Source organism: Streptomyces sp. NPDC007863 (assembly GCF_040633895.1).
Lineage (GTDB): Bacteria > Actinomycetota > Actinomycetes > Streptomycetales > Streptomycetaceae > Streptomyces.
Map to the genome: position 1 here is coordinate 212,105 of NZ_JBEYEI010000001.1, position 22,447 is coordinate 234,551.

21 protein-coding genes are annotated in these 22,447 nt (G+C 74.9%); 11 read left to right on the forward strand and 10 right to left on the reverse strand.

Annotated features, from left to right (window positions below):
- Positions 1-8 precede the first annotated feature (8 nt).
- Together ABZ621_RS00885 and ABZ621_RS00890 are read left to right on the forward strand one after the other, a co-directional pair.
- On the forward strand, positions 9-1,595 hold the full coding sequence (locus tag ABZ621_RS00885; protein WP_360599270.1) for a TrkA C-terminal domain-containing protein: 1,587 nt from the start codon (positions 9-11) through the stop codon (positions 1,593-1,595).
- Positions 1,596-1,660: 65 nt separating this feature from the next.
- Entirely contained in the window at positions 1,661-2,230 is a 570-nt protein-coding gene (locus ABZ621_RS00890) for an NADPH-dependent FMN reductase (protein WP_360599272.1), read from the forward strand.
- An 87-nt stretch (positions 2,231-2,317) separates the two neighbouring features.
- Here the strand turns inward: ABZ621_RS00890 and ABZ621_RS00895 are convergent, their stop codons facing one another.
- Positions 2,318-3,820 (reverse strand): NAD(P)/FAD-dependent oxidoreductase, encoded by a 1,503-nt coding sequence (locus ABZ621_RS00895; RefSeq protein WP_360599274.1) that lies wholly within the window; start codon positions 3,818-3,820, stop codon positions 2,318-2,320.
- A complete protein-coding gene (locus ABZ621_RS00900) occupies positions 3,817-4,422 on the reverse strand; it encodes a TetR/AcrR family transcriptional regulator (RefSeq protein ID WP_360599276.1) in 606 nt (201 codons plus the stop codon). The genes ABZ621_RS00895 and ABZ621_RS00900 overlap by 4 nt, the downstream gene beginning before the upstream one ends.
- Before the next feature lie 168 nt (positions 4,423-4,590).
- Between ABZ621_RS00900 and ABZ621_RS00905 the strand changes: the two genes are divergently transcribed.
- Positions 4,591-5,436, forward strand: a complete 846-nt coding sequence (locus ABZ621_RS00905) for a methyltransferase domain-containing protein (RefSeq protein ID WP_360599278.1) — start codon at positions 4,591-4,593, stop codon at positions 5,434-5,436.
- An 80-nt stretch (positions 5,437-5,516) separates the two neighbouring features.
- Here the strand turns inward: ABZ621_RS00905 and ABZ621_RS00910 are convergent, their stop codons facing one another.
- Both ABZ621_RS00910 and ABZ621_RS00915 read right to left on the reverse strand, forming a co-directional pair.
- Positions 5,517-6,179, reverse strand: a complete 663-nt coding sequence (locus ABZ621_RS00910) for a response regulator transcription factor (protein WP_360599280.1) — start codon at positions 6,177-6,179, stop codon at positions 5,517-5,519.
- Complete coding sequence (locus ABZ621_RS00915; protein WP_360599282.1) at positions 6,154-7,326, reverse strand: histidine kinase; 1,173 nt, start codon at positions 7,324-7,326, stop codon at positions 6,154-6,156. Before ABZ621_RS00915 ends, ABZ621_RS00910 begins: the two co-directional genes overlap by 26 nt.
- Positions 7,327-7,501: 175 nt before the next feature.
- Between ABZ621_RS00915 and ABZ621_RS00920 the strand changes: the two genes are divergently transcribed.
- Positions 7,502-9,784, forward strand: a complete 2,283-nt coding sequence (locus ABZ621_RS00920) for an MMPL family transporter (RefSeq protein WP_360599284.1) — start codon at positions 7,502-7,504, stop codon at positions 9,782-9,784.
- Between the two features lie 146 nt (positions 9,785-9,930).
- Here the strand turns inward: ABZ621_RS00920 and ABZ621_RS00925 are convergent, their stop codons facing one another.
- From ABZ621_RS00925 to ABZ621_RS00935, 3 genes are all read right to left on the reverse strand, one after another.
- Positions 9,931-11,115 (reverse strand): YncE family protein, encoded by a 1,185-nt coding sequence (locus ABZ621_RS00925; RefSeq protein WP_360599286.1) that lies wholly within the window; start codon positions 11,113-11,115, stop codon positions 9,931-9,933.
- A gap of 178 nt (positions 11,116-11,293) precedes the next feature.
- Positions 11,294-11,671, reverse strand: coding sequence for a hypothetical protein (locus ABZ621_RS00930; RefSeq protein WP_360599288.1), 378 nt, complete (start codon positions 11,669-11,671; stop codon positions 11,294-11,296).
- A gap of 205 nt (positions 11,672-11,876) precedes the next feature.
- The gene (locus ABZ621_RS00935; protein WP_360599290.1) at positions 11,877-12,461 is read right to left on the reverse strand and encodes a hypothetical protein; all 585 of its coding nucleotides are present in this window, start codon (positions 12,459-12,461) and stop codon (positions 11,877-11,879) included.
- 178 nt (positions 12,462-12,639) lie between these two features.
- On the opposite strand from ABZ621_RS00935, the gene ABZ621_RS00940 reads away from it, so the two are divergent.
- The 4 genes from ABZ621_RS00940 (at position 12,640) to ABZ621_RS00955 (ending at position 16,440) form a co-directional block, all read left to right on the forward strand.
- On the forward strand, positions 12,640-13,341 hold the full coding sequence (locus ABZ621_RS00940; protein WP_360599292.1) for a ribonuclease H: 702 nt from the start codon (positions 12,640-12,642) through the stop codon (positions 13,339-13,341).
- A gap of 287 nt (positions 13,342-13,628) precedes the next feature.
- Positions 13,629-14,312, forward strand: coding sequence for a GNAT family protein (locus ABZ621_RS00945; protein ID WP_360599294.1), 684 nt, complete (start codon positions 13,629-13,631; stop codon positions 14,310-14,312).
- A gap of 223 nt (positions 14,313-14,535) precedes the next feature.
- On the forward strand, positions 14,536-15,912 hold the full coding sequence (locus tag ABZ621_RS00950; protein ID WP_360599296.1) for a cation:proton antiporter: 1,377 nt from the start codon (positions 14,536-14,538) through the stop codon (positions 15,910-15,912).
- A 108-nt stretch (positions 15,913-16,020) separates the two neighbouring features.
- A complete protein-coding gene (locus tag ABZ621_RS00955) occupies positions 16,021-16,440 on the forward strand; it encodes a hypothetical protein (RefSeq protein ID WP_360599298.1) in 420 nt (139 codons plus the stop codon).
- A gap of 12 nt (positions 16,441-16,452) precedes the next feature.
- Here the strand turns inward: ABZ621_RS00955 and ABZ621_RS00960 are convergent, their stop codons facing one another.
- The gene (locus tag ABZ621_RS00960; RefSeq protein WP_360599300.1) at positions 16,453-17,109 is read right to left on the reverse strand and encodes a GAP family protein; all 657 of its coding nucleotides are present in this window, start codon (positions 17,107-17,109) and stop codon (positions 16,453-16,455) included.
- Positions 17,110-17,339: 230 nt separating this feature from the next.
- Positions 17,340-17,519, reverse strand: a complete 180-nt coding sequence (locus tag ABZ621_RS00965; protein WP_360599302.1) for a CsbD family protein — start codon at positions 17,517-17,519, stop codon at positions 17,340-17,342.
- Between the two features lie 127 nt (positions 17,520-17,646).
- On the opposite strand from ABZ621_RS00965, the gene ABZ621_RS00970 reads away from it, so the two are divergent.
- The gene (locus ABZ621_RS00970) at positions 17,647-18,732 is read left to right on the forward strand and encodes an enoyl-CoA hydratase/isomerase family protein (RefSeq protein ID WP_360599303.1); all 1,086 of its coding nucleotides are present in this window, start codon (positions 17,647-17,649) and stop codon (positions 18,730-18,732) included.
- A gap of 24 nt (positions 18,733-18,756) precedes the next feature.
- On the opposite strand, the gene ABZ621_RS00975 is transcribed toward ABZ621_RS00970, so the two are convergent.
- A complete protein-coding gene (locus tag ABZ621_RS00975; protein ID WP_360599305.1) occupies positions 18,757-19,449 on the reverse strand; it encodes a lysophospholipid acyltransferase family protein in 693 nt (230 codons plus the stop codon).
- 173 nt (positions 19,450-19,622) lie between these two features.
- Between ABZ621_RS00975 and ABZ621_RS00980 the strand changes: the two genes are divergently transcribed.
- Positions 19,623-20,003, forward strand: coding sequence for a hypothetical protein (locus ABZ621_RS00980; RefSeq protein WP_360599307.1), 381 nt, complete (start codon positions 19,623-19,625; stop codon positions 20,001-20,003).
- 129 nt (positions 20,004-20,132) lie between these two features.
- Positions 20,133-22,433, forward strand: a complete 2,301-nt coding sequence (gene secD, locus ABZ621_RS00985; RefSeq protein WP_360599309.1) for a protein translocase subunit SecD — start codon at positions 20,133-20,135, stop codon at positions 22,431-22,433.
- The last annotated feature ends 14 nt before the right edge of the window (positions 22,434-22,447 follow it).

Below are 22,447 nucleotides of genomic sequence, written 5' to 3' on the forward strand. Positions count from 1 at the left end.
ATAGGGGCATGTGGCAGTTTTTCGCTGACTATCTGTGGTTCACCCTTTTTATCGTCATTGCGGCGGGATCGCTCTTCGGCATGGTCCGCTTCGGTCCCGTGAAGCTCGGCGCGGCCGGTGTCCTCTTCGTCGGCCTGCTGGTCGGCGCCCTGGACCCGGACGTCGGCAAGGCGGTCCCCGCCGGGCTCTCCGTCCTCGGCCTGGCCCTGTACGTCTACACGGTGGGCCTGGAGGCCGGACCCGCCTTCTTCCGCGAGCTGCGGCCCCAGCTGGCGGTGATGGTCGGCGCGATCGCCGCCCTCGTCCTCACCGCCCTCGCCGTCGGCCTCGTCGGCAGCGGCCTCCTCGACATCCCCGGTCCCTTCCTCGCCGGCGGATACGCGGGCATCGGCACCACCACCCCCGGCCTCGCCGCCGCCCAGGCCGCCTCCGACGACCCGACCCAGGCGGCCACCGGCTACGCGATCGGCTACCCGCTGGCCGTCATCCTCACGATCCTCTTCGTCGCGGCCGTCGCCGGCGCCCGGAACTGGCCGGGCCATCGCGACCCCGGCGCCGGCCTCCCCGACCGGCTCGTCACCCGGACGGTCGACATCAGCCGCCCGGCCCGCTGGGCCGACGTCCCCGGCACGGCCTCCGGCGACCTCCTCGCCAGCGCCCACCGCCCGGCGGGCGGCACCGTCCGCATCGTCGACTCCGGCGACCCGGGGCCGCTCGCCCCCGGCGACGCCCTCGTCCTCGTCGGCGGCCCCGAGGCGGTCGCCGCCGGCGTCGCCGCCCTCGGCACGGAGGCGGCCGAGCACCTCCTCTACCACCGCGACGTCGTCGACTACCGCCGCATCCTCCTCACCAACCCCGACCTCGCCGCCCGCACCGTCGCCGAACTCGGCCTCGGCGAGCGCTTCGGGGCCCGCGCCACCCGGGTCCGCCGCGGCGACCAGGACCTCCTCGCCCACGACGACCTGCTGCTCCGGCTCGACGACCGCGTCCGCGTCGCCATGCCCCGCGAACGCACCGCCGACGTCACCGCCTACCTCGGCGACACCGAGGCCAAGGTCAGCGAGGTCAGCGCCGTCAGCATGGGCCTCGGCCTCGCCGCCGGCTTCCTCATCGGCATCCCCCGGCTCACGATCGGCTCCACGGTCCTCTCCCTCGGCACCGCCGCGGGCCCCCTCGTCATGGCCATGGTCCTCGGCAGGCTGCGCCGCACCGGCCCCCTCGTCTGGGTGCTGCCCACCCGCGCCAACCTCACCCTGCGCCAGATCGGCCTGCTCGTCTTCCTCGCCTGCGTCGGCCTCACCTCCGGCTACGCCTTCCGCCGCGACGCCTTCTCCGTCTTCGGCCTCAAGCTCCTCGCCGTCCTCGTCGTCGGCGCGGTCCTCAGCTACGCCCTGATGGTCCTGGTCTGCCGCCTCCTCGGCCAGAGCCGCCCCCGCACGATGGGCCTGCTCGCCGGCTACGTCGGCAACCCCGCCATCACCGCGTACGCCAACAGCCGCGTCTCCGACAGCCGCGTCAACACCGGCTACGCCACCCTCTTCGCCCTCGCCATCCTGGTGAAGATCGTCTGCGTCCAGCTCATCGTCGGCCTCTGACAGGCGGCCTCGCCGGGCCCGGGTTACGTTGCCCGAGGACCCCGCACGGAAGGCGACACCCGCCCATGACCACGTACCAGGTCGGCTACTTCGTCGGCAGCCTGTCGACGAAGTCCATCAACCGGATCCTCTCCCGGGCCCTCATCAGGGTCGCCCCGCCGGGGCTGGAGTTCCGCGAGATCCCCATCAAGGACCTCCCGCTCTACAACCACGACTACGACGCCGACTACCCGCCGGAGGGCAAGGCCCTCAAGGAGGCCATCGCCTCGGTGGACGCCGTCCTCTTCGTCACCCCGGAGTACAACCGCTCCATCCCCGGCGGCCTGAAGAACGCCATCGACTGGGCCAGCCGCCCCTGGGGCACCAACTCCTTCACCCACAAGCCGTCCGCCGTCATCGGCGCCTCCCCGGGCAAGATCGGCACCGCCGTCGCCCAGCAGAGCCTCCGCTCCGTCCTCAGCTTCTGCAACTCGCCCCAGATGAACGCCCCCGAGGCGTACATCCAGTTCACCCCCGGCCTCTTCTCCGACGACGGCGAGGTCACCGACCCCACCACCCAGCAGTTCCTCTCGGACTTCATGGAGGACTTCAAGACCTTCATCGAACGCGTCCTGACGGTCCTGCCCCGGAAGTGACCCCGAACCGATTCACCCCTGCCACCGCGGACCTCGAACTGGCGGCGGAGGAGACCCGCACGATCCGCGAGGTCATGCGCACACCGATCATCTGAAGCGCAGCTCGGGATCCGTCACGCCGCCGTCACGGAGCAGCCGCACGTCCGCGCGGTAGTCCACCGACGTGCGCCACGGCCCCCGGTCGCCCTGGCGCGGCAGTTCGTCCGCGGCGCGCCGGACGTACCCCGCGCCGAGGTCGAAGAGCGGCCGGGTCGGCATGGCGGGATCGGCCGGCTCGGGGCGGCACACGGCCAGGCCGTGCGCGTCCATGTGCCGGAGCAGCCGGCACAGGTGCTCGCCGACCAGGTCGATCCTCAGCGTCCAGGACGCGTGGGTGTAACCGATCGCGAGGGCGAGGTTCGGCACCCCGGACAGCATCAGCCCCTTGAAGACGACGGTGTCCGCGAGGCGCACGGGGGCGCCGTCGACGGTGAGCGTGATGCCGCCCAGGAGCCGGACGTTCAGACCCGTGGCGGTGACGACGACGTCCGCGTCGACGTGCCGGCCGGAGGCGAGCTCCACGCCGGTCTCGGTGAAGGCCCTGATCCGGTCCGTCACCACCGTCGCCCGCCCCTCCCGGACCGCCGTGAACAGGTCCCCGTCGGGCGCGGTGCACAGCCGCTGGTCCCACGGCTCGTACGGCGGGTTGAAGTGCTCGTCGACCGGATAACCGGGCGGCAGCCGCCGGGCGTTGAGCCGGCGGATCAGCCGGCGTGCCGCCTTCGGGTACCGCCGGCAGAAGCGGAAGAACACGCTCTGCAGGAGGACGTTCTTCCGCCTGATCAGCGCATGGGCGCGCCGCTCGCCGAGGCAGCGGCGCAGGGCGTCGGCGAGCGCGTCGTTCCTGTTCACCGGCAGGACGTACGTCGGCGTCCGCTGCACCATCGTCACGTGCGCGGCGGTGCCGGCCATGGCGGGCACCAGCGTGACGGCGGTCGCGCCGCTGCCGATCACCACGACCCGCTTGCCCGCGTGGTCGAGGTCGTCCGGCCAGTGCTGCGGGTGCGCGATCGCGCCGCCGAACCGCTCCCGGCCCTCGAACGCGGGGGTGAAGCCCTCGTCGTAGCGGTAGTAGCCGCCGGCGGCGACCAGCCAGCCGCAGGTCAGCGTGACCGTATCGCCCGTGTCGGCGCGCTCCGCCTCCACGGTCCACAGGGCCCGCTCGCTCGACCAGGAGGCGGCGCGCACCCGGTGGTGGGGGCGGATGGCGCCGTCGAGCCCGTGCTCGGTGGCGGTCTCGCGCAGGTAGTCCCGGATCCGGGACCCGTCGGCGATGGCCTGCCGGTCCCGCCAGGGCTTGAAGGCGTAGCCGAAGGTGTGCAGGTCGGAGTCGGACCGGACGCCGGGGTAGCGGAAGAGGTCCCAGGTGCCGCCGAGGGAGGCGCGGGCCTCCAGGATCGCGAAGCTCTTCCCGGGCAGCTCCGCGCGGAGGTGGCAGGCGATGCCGATGCCGGATATCCCGGCACCCACGACGAGGACGTCCAGGTGCTCGACACCGTCCGTCCCGGTTCCTCCGGCCCGCCCGGCCGCTCCCGCGGCGGCGTCGCTCATGCCGCGCCCCCGTCCGCGCCGTCCGCCACCAGGGCGGTCACCAGGCGGCGGACCGCGGGGCGGGGGTCGGGGGAGCCGGGCCAGGTGGTCATCAGGAGGTGGTGACCGGCGCCGACCAGGGCGAGGGCGACGGAGGCCGGGTCCAGGGAGGCGGGGGTGCGGCCGAGGTCGCGTTCGGCCTCCAGGTAGGCGGCGACGGCCTCCTCGATCGAGGCGAAGCCCGGCGCGCCGGCCGCCAGGGCCTCGCGGACGCGCAGCGCGGCGGCGGGGCGGGCCATGGCGAGGCCGGAGACCGCGGGGCCACCGGAGTCGAAGAGGGCCTGGACGACGGTGTCGAGGTTGCCGGCCACCGTGCCCCGGCCGACCAGCCCGGTGAGGGCCCGCGCGCTCGCCGTCGTACGGGCGAAGCGGTCGAGGCACAGCTCGGCGACGAACTCGTCGAAGCCCTCGAAGTGCGCGTGCAGCAGCCCCTTGGCGCACCCCGCCTCGGTGGTCACGGACCGGCTCGTGAGCGCCCCCGGCCCGTCCCGCTCCACCACCCGCTCGGCCGCCGCGAACAGCCGTTCGCGCACATCGGGCGTCGCCACTCCACGCGGTGACATGAACCCGCCGTCCTCTCCGTCGTACGTCGCTCGTGCGTCTCCCGGGCGTCCGGCCGCGGGATCACCTGGATCGTAAACGGGATTGCCGGAATGGGCGCACGCCCATACGGTGAGCCGCACGAGAATGGGCAGCCGCCCATTCTCGTCCCGTCACCCACGGAGGCAGCCGTGACCGTCATCGTCAACACCGCGCAGGAGCAGGCGTGGAACGGCCCGGAGGGCGCCCACTGGGCCCGCCACCAGGACCGCTGGAACGCCGTCAACGACGGCTTCAACGAGCCGCTGCTCGACGCGGCCCGCATCGGGGACCGCGACCGCACCCTCGACATCGGCTGCGGCGCCGGCCGCACCACCCGGCTCGCCGCCCTCCGCGCCCCGCGCGGACACGCGCTCGGCCTCGACCTCTCCGGCCCGATGCTCGCCGAGGCCCGCGCCCTGGCGGAGGCCGAAGGGGTCCGCAACGCCGCCTTCACCCGGGGCGACGCCCAGACCCACCCCCTCGGCGAGAGCGCCTTCGACGCGGCGATCAGCCGCTACGGCGCCATGTTCTTCGCCGACCCCGAGGCCGCCTTCGGGAACATCGCGCGCGCCCTGCGCCCCGGCGGCCGGCTCGCCCTGATCTGCCCGTCGGACCCCGGCCTGAACGACTGGGTCACCGCCATGACCTCCCTGCGCGGCATCCTGCCCGTCGGAGACTTCGCCCGCCTCGGACATCCGGGCATGTTCTCCCTCGGCGAGCCGGACCGCGTCCGCGCCGTCCTCGCCGCCGCCGACTTCACCGCGATCACGCTCGACGAGACGCGCGCGTACGGCACCTGGGGCCGGGACGCCACGGACGCGGCGGACTTCCTCCTCGCCACCGGCCCGGGCCGCCACCTCATGGACCAGGCCGACGAGCCCGCCCGCGTCCGCGCCCGCGCGGCCCTCACCGACCACCTGCGCGCCCACGAGCGGCCCGACGGCACGGTCGGGCTGCTCAGCACGGCGTGGCTGATCACGGCGGACCGGCCCTAGGGTGCGCGTCGACTCGTGATCGTCGACTGGTCGCACCGGGACCGGGATTCGCACCCTCCCGGTTCCGGCCTCCCGGTCCGTCAGGCCCCGGGGAGGATCCGGCGCGTCTCGTAGGCCCACATCGCGATCTCGACCCGGTTGCGTGCGCCGAGTTTGGCCATCAGGCTCGCCAGATGCGTCTTCACCGTGCTGAGGCTGATGTGCAGCGCGTCGGCGATCTCGGTGTTGGTCAGCCCGCGGGCGACGGCGAGGAGCACCTGCTCCTCGCGGGCGGTGACGGGGGAGACCGGCTGGGCCACGGGCCGGCCGGCGGGCAGGTCCGCGAAGGCCTGGAGCAGACGGACGGTGACGCTGGGCGCGATGAGCGCCTCCCCGTCGGACGCCGACCGCACGGCCTGCGCCAGAAGGTCCGGTCCCGTGTCCTTGAGGAGGAATCCGCGGGCGCCGGCACGCAGGGAGCCGTAGACGTACTCGTCGAGGTCGAACGTGGTGATGACGACCACGGCCAGCGGGTCGGCGACACCAGGACCGGCGACAAGCCGGGTGGCCTCCAGTCCGTCGAGTACGGGCATGCGGATGTCGAACAGGCAGACGTCGGGACGGAGTTCGCGGGCCAGGCGTACCGCTTCCCGCCCGTCGGCGGCCTCGCCGACCACCTCGATGCCGGGCTGGGCGTTCAGCATGATCCGCAACCCGGTGCGGATGATCGTCTGGTCGTCAGCGACGAGGACGCGAATGGACACCGCTCTCGCTCCTCGCTCTCGGCAGTTCGGCGTCGACACGCCAGCCCCGGTCGGTACCCGGTCCGGCTCGTAGTGTGCCGCCGAGCAGGGTCGCGCGCTCGCGCAGTCCGGTAAGTCCGTATCCCTCGCGCCCCCGGCCGGTGCGCCGGCCGTCGTCGCGCACGCTCACCCGTACCGTGTGCCGTTCCGCGGCGACCCGGACGACGAGCTCGGTCGCGTCGACGGCATGGCGCAGCGCGTTGGTCACCGACTCCTGCACGATCCGGTAGACCGCCGCGTCCACGGCCGGGGGCAGCGCGTCCAGTTCGCCGTCGAGCCCCAGGTCGACCCTGAGGCGGCCGCCCGGGGTGCGCACCAGGCGCTCCAGATCCGCGACTCCGGCAGGGGGTGCCAGCTCGGCGCCGACCCCGCGGTCGCGCAGCGCGGCGACCATGGCGCGCATCTCCTCCAGCGTGCGCGCCCCCTCCTCCTCGACCCCCTCCAGCGCCTCGACGGCGGCGGACGGATCGGTGCCCGCGAGCACCCGGCCGGCCTGCGCGATGATCACCATGGCCGACACGTGGTGGGCCACCGTGTCGTGCAGTTCCCGGGCGAGCTGCTCGCGCTCGCGGGAGCGCACCTGCTCCAACTGCCGCTCGCGAGCGGTCACCCGGAACCGCACGGCAGCCCCGACCACCCCGGGCAGCAGCAGGAACACGAAGCCCACGACCTTCTCGACGACCGGGGTCCCGTCCGTGCCGACGCACAGCGCGCCGGTCACGACGATCACCGCGCCCCCCAGCACGATCTCGCGTCCCGATCCCCACCGGGGCAGCGCGTACACCAGCACGAGCACGACCCCGCCGGTGTACAGCCCGACGGACTCGCGCGGTGCGGCGACGAGCGAGGCCACCGGAAGCAGGATCACCGAGCCGAACGCCAGCGTCACCATCGCCAGCGGGCGGGTCCGGCGCCACAGGGGCAGCAGGCACAGCCATACGGCCGACACCACCGCCACCGGCCGCCACACGACGTCCTCGCGCAGCGTGGCCTCCAGCGCCACACCGGCGAGGCCCGCGGCGAGCAGCGCCCAGTCCCGCCGCACCCGGGCGGGCGCGCCGGGCGGCCGTGGTTCGGTCCACAGGGTTCGCAGGTCGTCTCGGAGCACGCCTCTCAGCCTAAGGACCGCGGCGCGCCGCGCATCGGCCGAAAGGACGGGTCGTCACTCCGCCCCGGGGCCTACGGATCCGCGGCCCGCGGGCCGATGCCGCGGCGCGCCGTGGCGGCGAACCTCGGCAGCGGCGGCCGTACAAGGACGGCCGACGAGGTGGTTGGAGGACCCGATGCTCTCGAAAGCCCTGTCGCGCCTGGGCACAAGCGCCGCCCGCCATCCCTGGCGGGTGATCGCGGCATGGCTGGTCGCCGCCACGCTCGCCGTCCTCGCCGCCGTCGCCTTCGGCGGGCGTACCGCGGACTCGATGACCGCTCCGGGACTGGACTCCCAGCGGGCCGCGGAACTGATCGAGCGGGCCGGCACCGGCCAGGAGGGGATGACCGCCCAAGTGGTCGTCACCCCCCTTGACGGCGGTGCGACGTTCCTCGACGACGACGGCGCGCGCACCGCTCTGACCCGGCTGCGGGCCGAGGTGGAACGGCTGCCGCACGTGCTCGGCACGAGCGACCCGGCGGGGGCGCTCGACACGGGCGGCGACACCGCCGTGCGCGGCGGCCTCGTCTCGGCCGACGGGCGGATCGCGGTCGTCCGGGTGCAGTACCCCGACCAGAGCCGGCTGTCGGCCGACGACCTCCACGCCCTCGTCGGTCTCGGCGACCGGCTGCGCGCCGAACTGCCCCTGCGCATCGAGATGGGCGGGAGCCTCTTCTACGCCTTCTCCGACCCCGACGGCGGCGTGAGCGAGCTGATCGGCCTCCTCGCCGCGGCCGCCATCCTGTTCCTGGCGTTCGGTTCGCTCGTCGCCGCCGCGCTGCCGATCGGCATGGCGGTCTTCGGGCTGACCGTCGGGGTCGCCACGATGACGGTACTGGCGGGGGTGACGGAGGTCCCCGCCTTCGCACCGGTCCTGGGCAGCATGGTCGGGCTCGGAGTGGGCATCGACTACGCGCTGTTCGTGCTCGCCAGGCACCGCGAGTACCTCGCGTGCGGCCTCGACCCGCGGACGGCGGCCGGACGGGCGGTGGCGACGGCGGGGCGGCCGGTGGTCTTCGCCGGCGGCACCGTCGTCGTGTCGATCCTCGGCCTGGCGGTCGCGAACGTGCCGTTCATGACGGTGGGCGGGGTGGCCGTCTCGATCGTCGTCCTGATCATGGTGCTCGCGTCGGTGACGCTGCTGCCGGCCTTCCTCGGCGCGGCGGGCCCGCGCCTGGCCCGGACCGGGCGGATCGGCCGGGCCCTGCGGGCCGGGAAGCCGGGGCGACTCGCGCGGCGGGTCCCGGCGGCGGGCGCCGCCCACGCCGCCGGGTGGCGTCGCTGGATCGGGCACGTCAGCCGGCACCCGGTGCCGTACGCGGTCGGCGCGGCGGGGCTGCTGCTGACGGCGACGCTGCCCGTGCTCGGCCTGCGCGTCGGCCTGCCCGACGACGGCTCACTGCCGCAGAGCCGTACCGAGCGCCGGGCCTACGACCTCGTCGCCGAGGGATTCGGCCCGGGCACCAACGGCCCCCTCGTCATCGCCGCGGACCCCTCCGGCGACCGGGGAGCGGTGGACCGCCTCGTCGCGACGGTCGCGGCGGATCCGGGCATCGCGTCCGTCGCGCCGACGCACACCGACCGGGCCACCGGCATCGCGACCCTCGTGGTGTTCCCGACCACCGGCCCCCAGGACAAGGCCACGGCCGACACGATCGCCCGGCTGCGGGCCGACGTGCTGCCCGCGGCGATCGGCGAGGGCCCGGCCCGTGCCCACGTCGGCGGCGCCGCCGCGAGCCTGTCCGATGTGGGCCGGCGCACCAGCCAACGCCTGCCGGCGTTCGTCGCCGCCGTGCTGGCGATGTCGTTCCTGCTGCTGATGCTGGTCTTCCGCTCGGTACTCGTACCGCTCAAGGCGGTACTGCTGAACCTGCTGAGCATCGGCGCGGCCTACGGCGTGATGGTCGCGGTCTTCCAGTGGGGCTGGGGAGGCACGCTCATCGGGCTGGAAGCGACGGTCCCGATCGTGTCGTTCATCCCGATGTTCCTCTTCGCCATCCTGTTCGGCCTGTCGATGGACTACGAGGTGTTCCTCCTCTCCCGCGTACGCGAGGAGTACCTGCGCACCGGCGACAACGGCACGGCGATCGTCGAGGGCGTCTCACGCACCGCCCGGATCATCACCTCGGCGGCCCTCATCATGGTGGCGGTCTTCCTGTCCTTCGCCGTCGCCGACGACCCCTCCGCCAAGATGTTCGGGCTCGGCCTGGCCACCGCGATCTTCATCGACGCCACGGTCGTGCGCATGGTGCTGGTGCCGGCGACCATGACCCTCCTCGGCCGGACCAACTGGTGGCTGCCGAAGTGGCTGGACCGGTTGCTTCCCCGCGGCCCGGTCGGCACCGACGGCACGGACGACTCCGACGACTCCGGCGCGGAATCCATGGGTGAAGCCCCGCGTCCACGGCCGGCCGGCTGACTCGGCCGACGGCCCGCGCGCCCGTACCTTCAGGACGGGGGGACCGCGGGCCGTCCGCTGCCCGGCCCCCCGATCCGGGTCGGCCGGTCGCACGCGCGTCACGGAGGACCGCCCCTGCGCCCTGGGGCCCGGGGAGCCTCCAAGGGCTAGAGGACGACCACACCCAGCGGGCGCGAGCCCGCCGCGAGGCGCTTCACCTCGCCGGAGTCGAGGTCGACGACGCTGATCCCGTCCCAGTACCCGTCCCGGGTGAAGCCGCCGGTCACGTACGCGGTCCGGCCGTCCTTCGACACGGCGACGTCCTCGTGCGGCCCGTCGAGCGGGTAGACCCGCTCCCTGCCCTCGGGCGACCGGACGGTCAGCGAGGGTCCGCGGTCCTCGCTCGGGTCGATCGGCCCGGTGCCGACGGCGTACAGCGTGCCGTCCGCCGTCACGGCCGCCCCGTGCTGGTGGGTGTTCGCGGTCATGTCCTCGATCTCGACCCGGCCGGTGTCCGGGTCCACGACGGCGAGCCGCTCGCCCTCGAAGGGCAGCAGCAGCTTCCCGTCCGAGGGGCGTACGGCGGTGTAGTGCGGCTTCAGCCAGGAGCCGAGCCCGCCCTCCGTGCCGTACGGGGCGACCTCCACGCGCCGGGCGTCGAGGGAGTCCGCGTCGACGACGGTCACGTCGAAAGAGTCGTGGTTCGTCGCGTACACGGCGGACCCGTCCCGGCTCACGTCGACGTCGAACGGCCGGCGCCCCACGTCGACCACGTCCACGACCTTCAGGGACGCGGTGTCGATCACCTCCAGGGTGCCGTTCCCGCCGGGCACGTTCACCCCCACGTACACCCGCTTCCCGTCCGGCGACAGCGCGATACCCATCCCGCCGCCCCGGTACTCGCCGGTCGTCACCGGGCCGGTGTCCGTCCGGTACGGGACGAGGGCCAGGCGTTGGCGGCCGGCCGTGTCGACGACGGCGACGCCCTCGGCCGTCGCGACCCAGGCCCGCCCGTCCTTCCCGAGGGCGAGCCCGTACGGCGCGGTGCCCACCTTCACGGAGCCGGTGGCGCCGCGCGCGGGATCGACGAAGGTCACGGTGTCCGCACCGAAGTCGCCGACGAGCAGTGTCCCGGCCGCGGGCTTCGCGCCCGTCCTCGCGCCCGGCTCCGCGGTCCCGGCGGCGGGCGGGGGAGTGACGGTGACGGCGGGGGCGGGAGCGGTGCTCTCCGACCGGCTCGGTGCGGCGGCGGGAGCCACGTCGGCCTGGGCGCATCCCGACAGCAGGACCCCGGCGACGGCCGCGGGCAGAAGGACGCGAGCGGTACGGGACGTGCGGGGGATCTTCGTCATCTCGGGCTCCTCGGGGTACGCGACAGGAGGAGGACACCGCGCGAACCCGGCCCCTCCCGTACCCCGATCCTCCGGCCCCCGGGCCCGAGCCCCCCTCGCCCGCCCGTCCACGGCCCCCGAGCCCTCCGGTGGACCCGGGGGTCCACCGATCGGATGACCCGAGGCGCGGGCGGGGACGTCAGCGGTACCGGGCGATGCCGCCGGCGTCGGGCAGCTCGTCCTCGAAGCCGCACGAGGCGAGGGCCCGGTACCCCATGTCCCACAGGGTCCGCGGCAGCGTGGCCACCGCCTCCACCACCTCGGCGGGCGTGGCGCCGGGCGAGGTCTCGCCCTCCAGGACGGTCGGCCACCGGAGGAAGTCCGCCAGGTCGGCGCGCGCCCACGTCCGGCAGTCGTTGTGGGCGGCCGTGATCCAGAGCGGACCGACGATCAGGTCATGCCGCCCCGTGACGGGGGCCTCGATGCCGCCCAGGGCCGTGCGGAGACGGTCGGCGATGGTCTCCGGAGCGGCCACGGCGACATGGACGTCGAAGAAGGCGTACGGGCTCTCGGTCACGAGTGGCCTCCGGTTCCCGTGCTCCTGGTCGGCCGGCGGCCGTCGGGGACGGCGGGGCCGTACCCCTGACAGCGCCGCGGGCCGAGGACGACGGCCGCGTCCGGACGGGCGCACGCGGCGGCGCGGCGGTGGCGTTCGACCCGTGCGCCCGCCGCCACGCGGCAGCGGCTCGTCCTCGGCGCCGCCTTCCGCCAGGTGATGCGGCTCAGCCGCCCTGCGGCAGCGAGCGCATCGCGACGACGCCGGCGTGACCGGCCGGGCCGCCCTGACCCGGGACCCCGGTGGGGCCCTGGAGGCCCGCCGGGCCGGGCAGACCCGCGGGGCCCGCCATGCCGGGCTGGCCGGGCATCGGCTGACCGGGAACGGCGGGCAGAGCCGGAGCCGACATCCCCGGCTGACCGTGCATGCCCTGCTGACCGTGCATGCCCGGCTGACCCGGCATACCGGGCTGCCCCTGCATCCCCGGCTGACCCATCGGCGACGGACCGGGCAACCCGGGCCGGCCCATCGGCGGCTGCCCCTGCATCCCCGGCCCGCCCATCGGCGGCTGGCCGTGCATCCCCGGCTGGCCCTGCATGCCGGGCTGGCCCTGCATCCCCGGCATCCCCTGGAGGCCCGTCGGCGCCCCGGCACCCATCGGCGGCTGCTGCGGCGTGGGCGCGGGAAGCTTGATGTACCGGCTCAGGTCCCGGAGCACCTCCTCCGCGGTCTGGCGCACGTCACCGGGAACGTCCCCCCGCTCCCGTATGAGCTGGGCGTAGATCGGTGCGGTGCCGTCCGCGTGGTTCATGGAGTCCGTCGCTTCCTGTCAGCTGGGTCGGTGCCGCGCACCGGCGGGCAGACGGCGAGTCTACGGGGAAGCGCCGACAGCCCGTGGCGCGGGGAGCCCGCCGCCCCCCGCCCGGGGGACCCCGTACGAAGCCCCCCGAAGGCCCCGAGCACACCCCCGTCCGTGTCAGGATCGAAGAATGCCTGAGAAGATCATCGCCGCGTGTGACGGCGCGTCCAAGGGAAATCCCGGCCCCGCCGCCTGGGCCTGGGTCATCGGCCGCGAGGACGGCACCGTGGAGCGCTGGGAGGCCGGACCGCTCGGCCGCGCCACGAACAACGTGGCCGAACTCACTGCCCTGGAACGGCTCCTGGAGACCCTGGACCCCTCGGCCCCCGCCGAGATCCGGATGGACTCGCAGTACGCCATGAAGGCCGTCACCACCTGGCTGCCCGGATGGCGCCGCAAGGGCTGGAAGACGGCCGCCGGCACCCCGGTCGCCAACAAGGACCTCGTCGTCCGGATCGACGCCCTGCTCACCGGCCGGGACGTCGACTTCGTCTACACCCCCGCGCACCAGACCGGCGGCGACCCCCTCAACGACGCCGCCGACCGGGCCGCCAGCCACAGCGCCAGGACCCAGGAACCCCTCGGCTCGGACGCCGGCTCCGCCCTGCCCGACCCCGAGCCCGCCTCCGCGCGGGCCTCCGCGCCCCGCACGCCCCGGGCGCGCGCCTCCGCGCCGGGTGGATCCGCCGGTTCCGGAGCCCGCCGGAGTCGCCCGTCCGGCGGCACCCTGAAGGCCAAGTTTCCGGGCCGCTGCCGCTGTGGGCGTGCCTATGACAAGGGGGAGAGCATCTCCAAGAACAGTGAGGGCTGGGGCCACCCCACCTGCGTCTGAGCACGGAGGCCGTCCGAGGGGCGGGCGCGCCTGTCCGCCCCCTGAGACCGCCCCGGGGACCTCTCCGGCAGGCTTCACCCGCGCGTGGATTCGGGTTCTCCGCAGGTTCTGTTCTCAGAGCTGTTGTGGCTGCATACTGTTCCTCCTCGCACCCGGTGACGAACCGTTTTGCCTGCTCATCCGACGTCTTTCGACGTGACATCGGCACCCGGCGAGATTCCCCCTTCACTTCCGGCGCACAGCGTCGTGACGGAAGTGACCCCTGCCCGTGAAAGACCCGAGGTTCCGTGCCAGTACCTGTTCTCCTGACCGGGCGCTCCGTGCGCCTGGAGCCGCTGGCGATGCGGCACGCCGAAGCCCTTGCGCGGGCCGGCGAGGCGGACCGATCGGCCTATGCCTTCACTCCCGTGCCGAACGGCCTGGAATCCGCGCTCGACTACATCGCCCGCGCCCTGGCCGAACAGGCCGCCGGGCGCTCTCTGCCCTTCGCCCTGGTCAGTACCGCCGACGACCGGGTGATCGGCTCCACCCGCTTCCTCGAACTCGACTACTGGCGGGGTCCGCTCGTCTGGCCTCCGACCCCCGGCCATCCCCACGGGGATCCGCTCACCGCGGTCCCCGACGCCGCCGAGATCGGGAACACCTGGATCTCGGGCGACGCCCGGGGCACCGGCATCAACACGGAGGCGAAGCTGCTCATGCTCCGCCACGCCTTCGACACCTGGGGCGTCCGCCGGATCACGCTGCGTGCCGACGCCCGCAACACCCGCTCGCGCGTCGCCATCGAACGCCTCGGCGCCACCTGCGAGGGCATCCGCCGGGCGCACTCGCGCGGCCTCGACGGCGCCGTCCGGGACACGGCCTTCTACTCGATCCTCGACGAGGAGTGGCCCACCGTCCGGGACATCATCGAGCTGCGTCTCAGCTCCCCCCGGCGGGGCAGGGTCCTCCAGGACCTCCTCCCGGCCTGAGCCGCGGGGCGCCGCCTGACCTGCGGGCGGCGCCCCGCGGTGGTTCCATGGAGACGACGGGAAGGACTCCACGTGAGGACACGGAGTAGCGGTCCCCGAGGCCGTGCACCGTGCAATCAGGATCCGCGAGAAGCGGGTGAGTCCTTCCCGCCCCTTCTTCCTCTCCTTCCGTAAGCCTTCCCGCCGCCGCAGCCGACCGGGAAGAGCGAGGGAGGCGGTGCCCATGAGCGGCGGTGCGTGGACGGTCCTCGCCGTGGCCGGGGTGACCGCCGCCTATGCCCTCGGGTCACGCCGGCTGGCGACGACCCCGTTCTCCTCGGCGATCGTCTTCACCGGCTGCGGCGTCCTCCTCGGCCCCGCCGTCCTCGGCGTGATCGACACCGACGAGGCCGGGCCCATCACGGCCCTGCTCGAAGCGGCCCTCACCCTGGTCCTCTTCACGGACGCCATGACCGTCCGCCGCCGCGACCTCACCCGCGGCGGATTCCTGCCCCGCCGGCTGCTCGGGATCGGCCTCCTGCTCAGCATCGCCGCCGGCTGGCTCCTCGCCTGGCCCCTGCTGCCCGGACTCACCGTCTGGGAGCTCGCCCTCGTCGGCGTGATCCTGGCACCCACCGACGCCGCGCTCGGCAAGTCCGCGATCTCCGACCGCCGCGTCCCGCCCCTGGTCCGCCAGGGCCTGAACGTCGAGAGCGGCCTCAACGACGGCATGGTCCTGCCCTTCTTCGTGGTCTTCCTCGCCGCCGTCCCCGGCACCTCGTACGCGGCCGAGGGCGTGGCCGGCACCTTCTGGCGCTCGCTGCTCCTCAGCACCGTCCTGGGCCTGCTCGTCGGCGGCGGCGCCGGACGGCTGCTCCAGGCCGCCCGGGCGCGCGGTCTGATCACCCGAGAGTGGCGCCACGTCTACGTCCTCGCCGTCGCCGCGGGGGCGTACGAACTGGCCGTCGTCGTCGACGGCAGCGGCTTCATCGCCGCCTGGGTCGCCGGCTTCGCCTTCGGCCACGCCCTGCGGAACATCCCCGCGAGCCCGTCCGGCACCACCGCACCGCGCCGCGACGGGGACCCGGACGCGGACCCGGAGGCGGACGGAGGCCGGGACACGACCGCGGACCTCGCCGAGGACCTCGGCGGTCTCCTCGCCTCCGTCGCCCTGCTCCTGTTCGGCGCCGTCCTGCTCGGCCCCGCCCTCCAGCACCTGACCTGGCCGGTCGTCGGCTATGCCCTGCTCAGCCTCACCGTCGTCAGGATGGTCCCGGTCGCCCTCTCCCTGCTCGGCAGCGGCCTGCGGGCTCCGACCGTCCTCTACATCGGCTGGTTCGGCCCCCGCGGCCTCGCCTCGGTCGTCCTCGGACTCCTGGTCGCGGAAGAGCACGTCGCGGGCACCGAACTGCTGGGCCGGGTCGTGGCCGTCACGGTCGCCCTCAGCGTCCTCCTCCACGGCGCCACCGCCTCCGTACTCGCCGGCGCGTACGGCGCCTGGTACCGCCGGGCCTCCGCCACCGCCCCCGCTCCCGGCCTCAAGGAGTCCGCCGAGGTCCCGCCGGGTCCCAGCCGCCGCCGGCTGGGACGCCACCACGAGGGCCCGGGCGCCCGGGACTGAGCCTCGCGACCTCCCGGGCCACCGTGCGCCGCGCCGCTCCCGGGACCACCATGGAAGCAGCGGGTACCGGTGGGAGCCGTGCCCGCTGGAGCGAGAGCGAGGTCCACCATGGCCACCACGCACACCCCCCACCGGTCGCACCACACCAGCCAGCTGTGGGCCGGGGGACTGACCGTCTTCGCCGCCGTCATGCTGGGGATCACCGGGGTCGTCGGTGTCTTCCGGGGCATCATGGCCATCGCGGAGGACGACGTCTTCCTGACGACGCCGAACTACGTCTTCCAGTTCGACCTGACGGGATGGGGCTGGATCCATCTCGTCCTCGGTGCCGTCGCGATCCTCGTGAGCTTCGGCCTCTACAAGGTGTCGATGTGGGCACGGGTGGCCGGAGTGGCCATCGCCTCCCTCGTCGTCATCGCGAACTTCCTGTCCCTGCCGTACTACCCGGCCTGGTCGATCCTCATGATCGCCATGTCCGGCTTCGTCATCTGGGCGCTGTGCGTCGTGAAGCCCGACGACGCGTCGTGAGCACCGGCGACGTCACGCCAGCTGGTAGAGGCTGCGGCTGATCAGCCACAGTCCCAACGCCAGACACACGCCGATCACCGCGGGCTCCTTGTGGCGCCGCAGCCAGTCGTGCAGCCGCATCAGAACGTTCGCGGACCGCTCCGGGGCGAAGACCATCGACAGCTCCATGGCCAGCAGGCTGGACGTGGCCACCAGGCAGAAGCCGGCCAGGGCCACGACGGACCCGGCCTCGGAGAGATCGGCCTGGACGACGGTGGCGGCCGCGGCGCCGACCATCCCCCACGGCTGGAGGAGGACGGCGAGGGCCGCGGCGGACCAGAGCGAGGCACCCTCGTGCGCGGTCGCCGGGGCCTCCTCCGAGGCCTTCGGAGCGACCGCGCCGTGCCTCACCCGCCGCCACCGGCGCACGCCGTAGCCGACCAGGCCCACACCGAAGAGCAGCGAGGCCCAGATCGCCGCGACGGACGGCGGCGAGCGGGGTGCCGGAGGCGTGCCTTCCGTCAGGACCAGCACCAGCGTGATCACCAGCACGAGACACGCCACCCAGGCCAGGATGAACACCAGCCCCTTGCGTACCCCGCGCGGGGAGGCCAGCACCAGGACGAAGGCCATGACGGGCAGCGGGAAGAGGGTCACCGCCAGCCCGATCAACAACAGGTCAAGCACCATGGCGGCACCACCCGAACCCAGAAGCCGAACCCGAAGCCGAGCCCTGCCCGAACCCAAACCGGAGCCTGTGCCCGAGCCTGAACCGGAGCCTGTGCCCGAGCCTGAACCGGAGCCCGTGCCGGAGCCGGAGCCCATGCCCGAACCCCGAACCGAACCCCGAACCGAACCCCGAGCCGAACTCGGAACCGCTTCCGCCCCCGCGCACGGACGCCACGGCGGCTTCGCGGCCGTCAGGAACGCCCGATCGAGTCCATGACGCCACGGGCGCGCGCACGGAGTTTCCTCACCGCCTCGCGCGCCTTCGCCTTCGCCTGGTCCGTCCTGCCCTCGGCCTCCAGCCGCTCGTCGCCGGTGAGCCTCCCGGCGAGTTCCTTGGCCCTGCCCCGGGCCTTGTCGACGGCGCTGCCCATGACCGCGATCCCTCCTCGGTACAGCCCCCCGATCCACGCTAGGCCGCCCCGGCTCCCCCCGCCCGTCGGCCCAGGACCGGGCGGGTAGCGTGGGCGGCGACACAGAGCCGTGCCAGGGAAGGACCGAGTGATCGCCGTGCCCGCCGAGAACCCCGCCGCCTCCGCAGCCCCGGGCCCCGACGTCCTGCGCCGCACCGACGGCCGGGCCGGGTTCCTCACCCTCGACCGGCCCCGGGCCATCAACGCCCTGACCCACCCGATGGTCCGCGCCCTCGACGCCGCCCTCACCGACTGGGCGGACGACCCGGCCGTCACCACCGTCGTCCTGCGCGGCGCGGGCGAGCGGGGCCTGTGCGCCGGCGGCGACATCCGCGCCATCCACGACGACGCCCGCGCCGGCGGCAGCGCCTCCGCCGCCTTCTGGCGCGACGAGTACCGCCTCAACGCCCGCATCGCCCGCTACCCGAAGCCGTACGTCGCCTTCATGGACGGCATCGTGATGGGCGGCGGCGTCGGCGTCTCCGCCCACGGCTCCGTCCGCGTCGTCACCGAACGCTCCCGGATCGCCATGCCCGAGACCGGCATCGGCTTCGTCCCCGACGTCGGCGGCACCTGGCTCCTCGGCCGCGCCCCCGGCGAACTCGGCACCCACCTCGCCCTCACCGGCACGCAGATCGGCGCCGCCGACGCCCTCCTCACCGGCCTCGCCGACCACCACGTCCCCGCCGCCGCGCTCGACGCCCTCGCCGCCGACCTCACCCGCCTCCCCGCCGGCGAGGCCCTGGCCCGGCACACCACCCCGGCCGCCCCCGGCGTCCTCGCCGAGCAGCGCGAGTGGATCGACGCCTGCTACTCCGCCCCCACCGTCGAGGAGATCGTCGACCGCCTCCTCGACTCCGGCGTCCCCGACGCCAAGGAGACCGCCGACACCCTCCTCGCGAAGTCCCCGACCGCCCTCAAGGCCACCCTCACCGTGCTCCGCGCCGCCCGCCGGCTCGACAGCCTCGAAGCCGTCCTCGACCTGGAGTACCGCGCCTCCTGCGCCGCCCTCACCAGCCACGACCTCGTCGAGGGCATCCGCGCCCAGGTCGTGGACAAGGACCGGAACCCGCGGTGGGACCCGCCGGCGCTCGCCGGCGTCACCGACGCCGACGTCGCCCGCTACCTCACGCCGCCGCCCGGCGGCGACCTCGGCCTGGGGCCCGCCGCCTGACCCCTCCTCGTCCGGCGCGAAGGGTCAGGCGGGCCCCGTCGGCCGGCGGACCGGCTCCGGCCCGGCCGCCGGCTCGCCCAGCGCCAGCGCCGCCGTCCGCCACGCCTCCGTGACGGCCCCGTGCGCCAGCGCCGTCGCCGCAGGTACGTCCTCCGGCAGCCGCAGCGGCGCCCCGATGTGCACGTGCAGGCACGGGCGCCGCAGCGGAGCCGTCAGCACGCCCGCGATCTGCTTCACCGTCCCGCCCGAGGTGATCCGGCGCGCCCCCGCCTGTCCGACCGGCACCACCGACGCGCCCGTCGCCCCCGCGAGCCGCGCGAGGCCGGTGCGGAACTCCTCCGGCGGCGCCTCCGACGCCTCCCTGCGCGGCGGGATCCGCCCCTCCGCGTAGAGCATCACCGGACGCCCCGAGGCGAGCGCCACCGCCGCCCGGTCCAGCGCCGCCGAGGCGTGCGCGGTGTTGCGGTGCACCGGCACGTACCCGTCCCGCGACAGTGCCCGTCCGAGCCCCGGCACCCGCCACAGGCCGGCCGCCGCCAGCAGCACCGGCTCGGCGCCGAGCCGCCGCCGCAGCGCGGCGAGCACCAGCGCCGGGTCGGCGAGCGAGGTGTGGTTGGCGACGATGATGCTGCCCGGCTCGATCCGGGCACCGGGGTCCGCGGTCACGGTCAACCGTCCGAAGAACGGCACGAGATGCGCGGCGAGACGACTGAGCACGGGCGGACCCTCCACCTTCGGGAACCGGACGACGACGGCCCGCCCATCGTCGGCCGGGGCCCCCGCCGCCGGCATGCGCGCCCGTACTCACCCCCGTACTCATTCCGCCGCCCGCCCGTCTAGGCTGATCCGACACGAAGTCACGAAGTCACCAGGGAACGGGGAGGCGGGCGGTGCGCAACACGAAGCCGTCGTCGCTCCCCTTCCTGGCCCGCCTCCTCCCGGCGCTGCTCTGCGCGCTCTGCGCGTTCCTGGTGGCCCCCGCGAGCACCGGCACGGGCCCCGGCGGCGAGGTCCCGACGGCCGCCGCCGCCCCGGCGTCGTCCGCGCCCGACCCCTACCTGTCGGGCGCCGTGACGGCCGAACTGCCCGCCGTCGTCGACCAGTCCGTACGCTTCCCGGCCCCGCCCGTCGCGCCGCCGGTCGTCCGGACCGCCGACGCGGATTCCGTACCCGGGCGCGTCGCGGGCGACCCGCGCCGGGAGCGCGCCCCGCCCGGACTCCCGTACGACCCCCGCGACCCCCGAGGTCCGCCCTCCACCCGGCACCGCTGACGCCGTTCCACCGCGCCGCCGTCCGGGCCCTCGGCATGCCCGCGCCCCGGCACCGCGCGCGTACCCCCGTCATGCCCGCACGGACCGCCGTTCCCACGCGTCCGGCCGTGCACCGCCCGTGGAGGACCCATGCCCTCGTCCGCCGTGCTCCGGCGCGCGCTCCTCGCGCTCGCCGTCGTCGCACTCGCCCTCTGGACCGCCCTCACCACCCAGCCCCGCCTCGGACTCGACCTCCGCGGCGGCACCCGGATCGTCCTGGAGACCCAGGACACCCCCGCGCTCCGCGCCGACCCGGCGGCCACCGACCGCGCCCGCGAAGTGCTCCGCAAGCGGGTCGACGGCCTCGGCGTCGCCGAACCGTCGCTCGCCCGCGCCGGCGAGAACCGGATCGTCGTCGAACTCCCCGGCCTGCGCGACCCGCGCGAGGCCGCCGAGGTCATCGGCCGCACCGCCCAGCTCACCGTCCACGCCGTCACCGGCACGGCCGCCGCGCCCGAGGGCCGCCCCGCCGCCGACGGCTCCCGCGTCCTCCCCGACCCCGACGGCGGAGGCCTCCTCGCCCTCGCCGCGCCCGCCCTCACCGGCGACGGCGTGAAGAGCCTCGACGCCGTCCTCGACGCGGCCGGCGGCCGCGGCTGGACCGTCGACCTCGCCTTCCGCGACGGCGCCGCCGCCGACTGGGCCCGGCTCACCGGCGAGGCCGCCTGCGCACCGGCCGGCGACCCGGCCCGGCGGGTCGCGATCGTCCTCGACGACCGGATCGTCTCCGCGCCCGCCGTCCAGACCGGCGTGACCTGCGGCGCCGGCATCGCCGGCGGCTCCACCCAGATCACCGGCGGCTTCTCCGCCGAGGAGGCCCGCGACCTCGCGGCGCTCGTCGAGGGCGGCGCCCTGCCGCTGCCCGTCACCACCGTCGAACAGAGCACCGTCGGTCCGACGCTGGGCGCCGAGGCCATCCGCGCCAGCGCGCTCGCCGCCGTCATCGGCCTCGCCTGCACCGGCGTCTTCGTCATCGCCGTCTACCGGCTCCTCGGTGTCCTCGCCACGCTCTCCCTGCTGCTCTACGGACTCCTCTCGTACGCGGCGGTCGTCGCCCTCGGCGCCACGCTGACGCTCCCCGGCCTCGCCGGTTTCGTCCTCGCGGTCGGCATCGCCGTCGACGCCAACGTCCTCGTCTTCGAACGGGCCAGGGAGGAGTACGCGGCCCTCGGCCGCACCGCCGCCGTCCGCGACCCGCGCCGCCCGCTCGCCACCGCCTTCGCCAAGGCGTGGAGCGCCGTCGCCGACTCCAACATCACCACGCTCCTCGCCGCCGGCCTGCTCTTCGCCTTCGCCACCGGCCCGGTGAAGGGCTTCGGCGTGACCCTCGCCCTCGGCGTCCTCGCCTCCATGGTCACGGCCATGGTGATCACCCGGCTGCTCACCGACGCGGTCCTCGCCCTGCCCGCCGTACGCCGCAGGCCCGCGCTCACCGGCATGGCGGGCCTCGGCCGGCTCCGGACCCGACTGGCGCGGCGGGCCCCGCGGCTGATGGTCCACCGCCGCCGCTGGTTCACCGTCAGCACGGTCCTCCTCCTCGTCGCCCTCGCGGGGATCGGCGTGCGCGGGGTGCAGTGGGGCGTCGAGTTCACCGGCGGCCGGGACGTCCAGTACGCGGCGACCCGGCCGGTGGACGCGGACGCGGCGCGTGCGGCGGTCGCCGCGGCGGGCTTCCCCGACGCCGTCGTCCAGGCCACCGGCGACGGCGGCCGGGACGTGACGGTACGCGTGGGGGAGACCGACGACTCCGCGCAGCGCCGCATCACCGCGGCGCTCGCGGAGACCGCGGGCCCCGTCACCGTCGAACGCGACGACCTCGTCGGCCCGAGCCTCGGCGGCGAACTCCGCGCCCACGCGCTCCTCGCCCTCGGCCTCGCGGTGGCCGCGCAGCTCGCCTACCTCTCCGTCCGCTTCCGCTGGACGTACGCGGCGGCGGCCGTCGCCGCGATGGCCCAGGACGTGCTGCTCGTCGTCGGCCTCTTCGCCTGGCTCGGCAAGCCGGTGGACAGCGTCTTCCTGGCGGCGCTGCTGACCGTCGTCGGCTACTCGGTCAACGACTCTGTGGTCGTCCTCGACCGGCTCAGGGAACTCCGCCGCACCGGCAGCCGCCTCCCGCTCGCGGACCTCGCCGACCGCGCGGTCGCCCAGACCCTCCCGCGCACCGTCAACACCGGCATGGGCGCCCTCTTCGTCCTCGCGGCCCTCGCCGTCCTCGGCGGCGACACCCTCACGGACTTCTCCGTGGCCCTCCTGGCCGGTGTCCTCCTGGGCATGGCCTCGACCGTCTTCACGGCCCTCCCCCTGACGGTCACCCTGGAATCCCGCGCCCCCAAACCCCCCACCCGGCCGGCGAACCCCCGCACGACCGACCCCACGGGCGCGGTCGTCTGAGCCGCCGGGGCGGC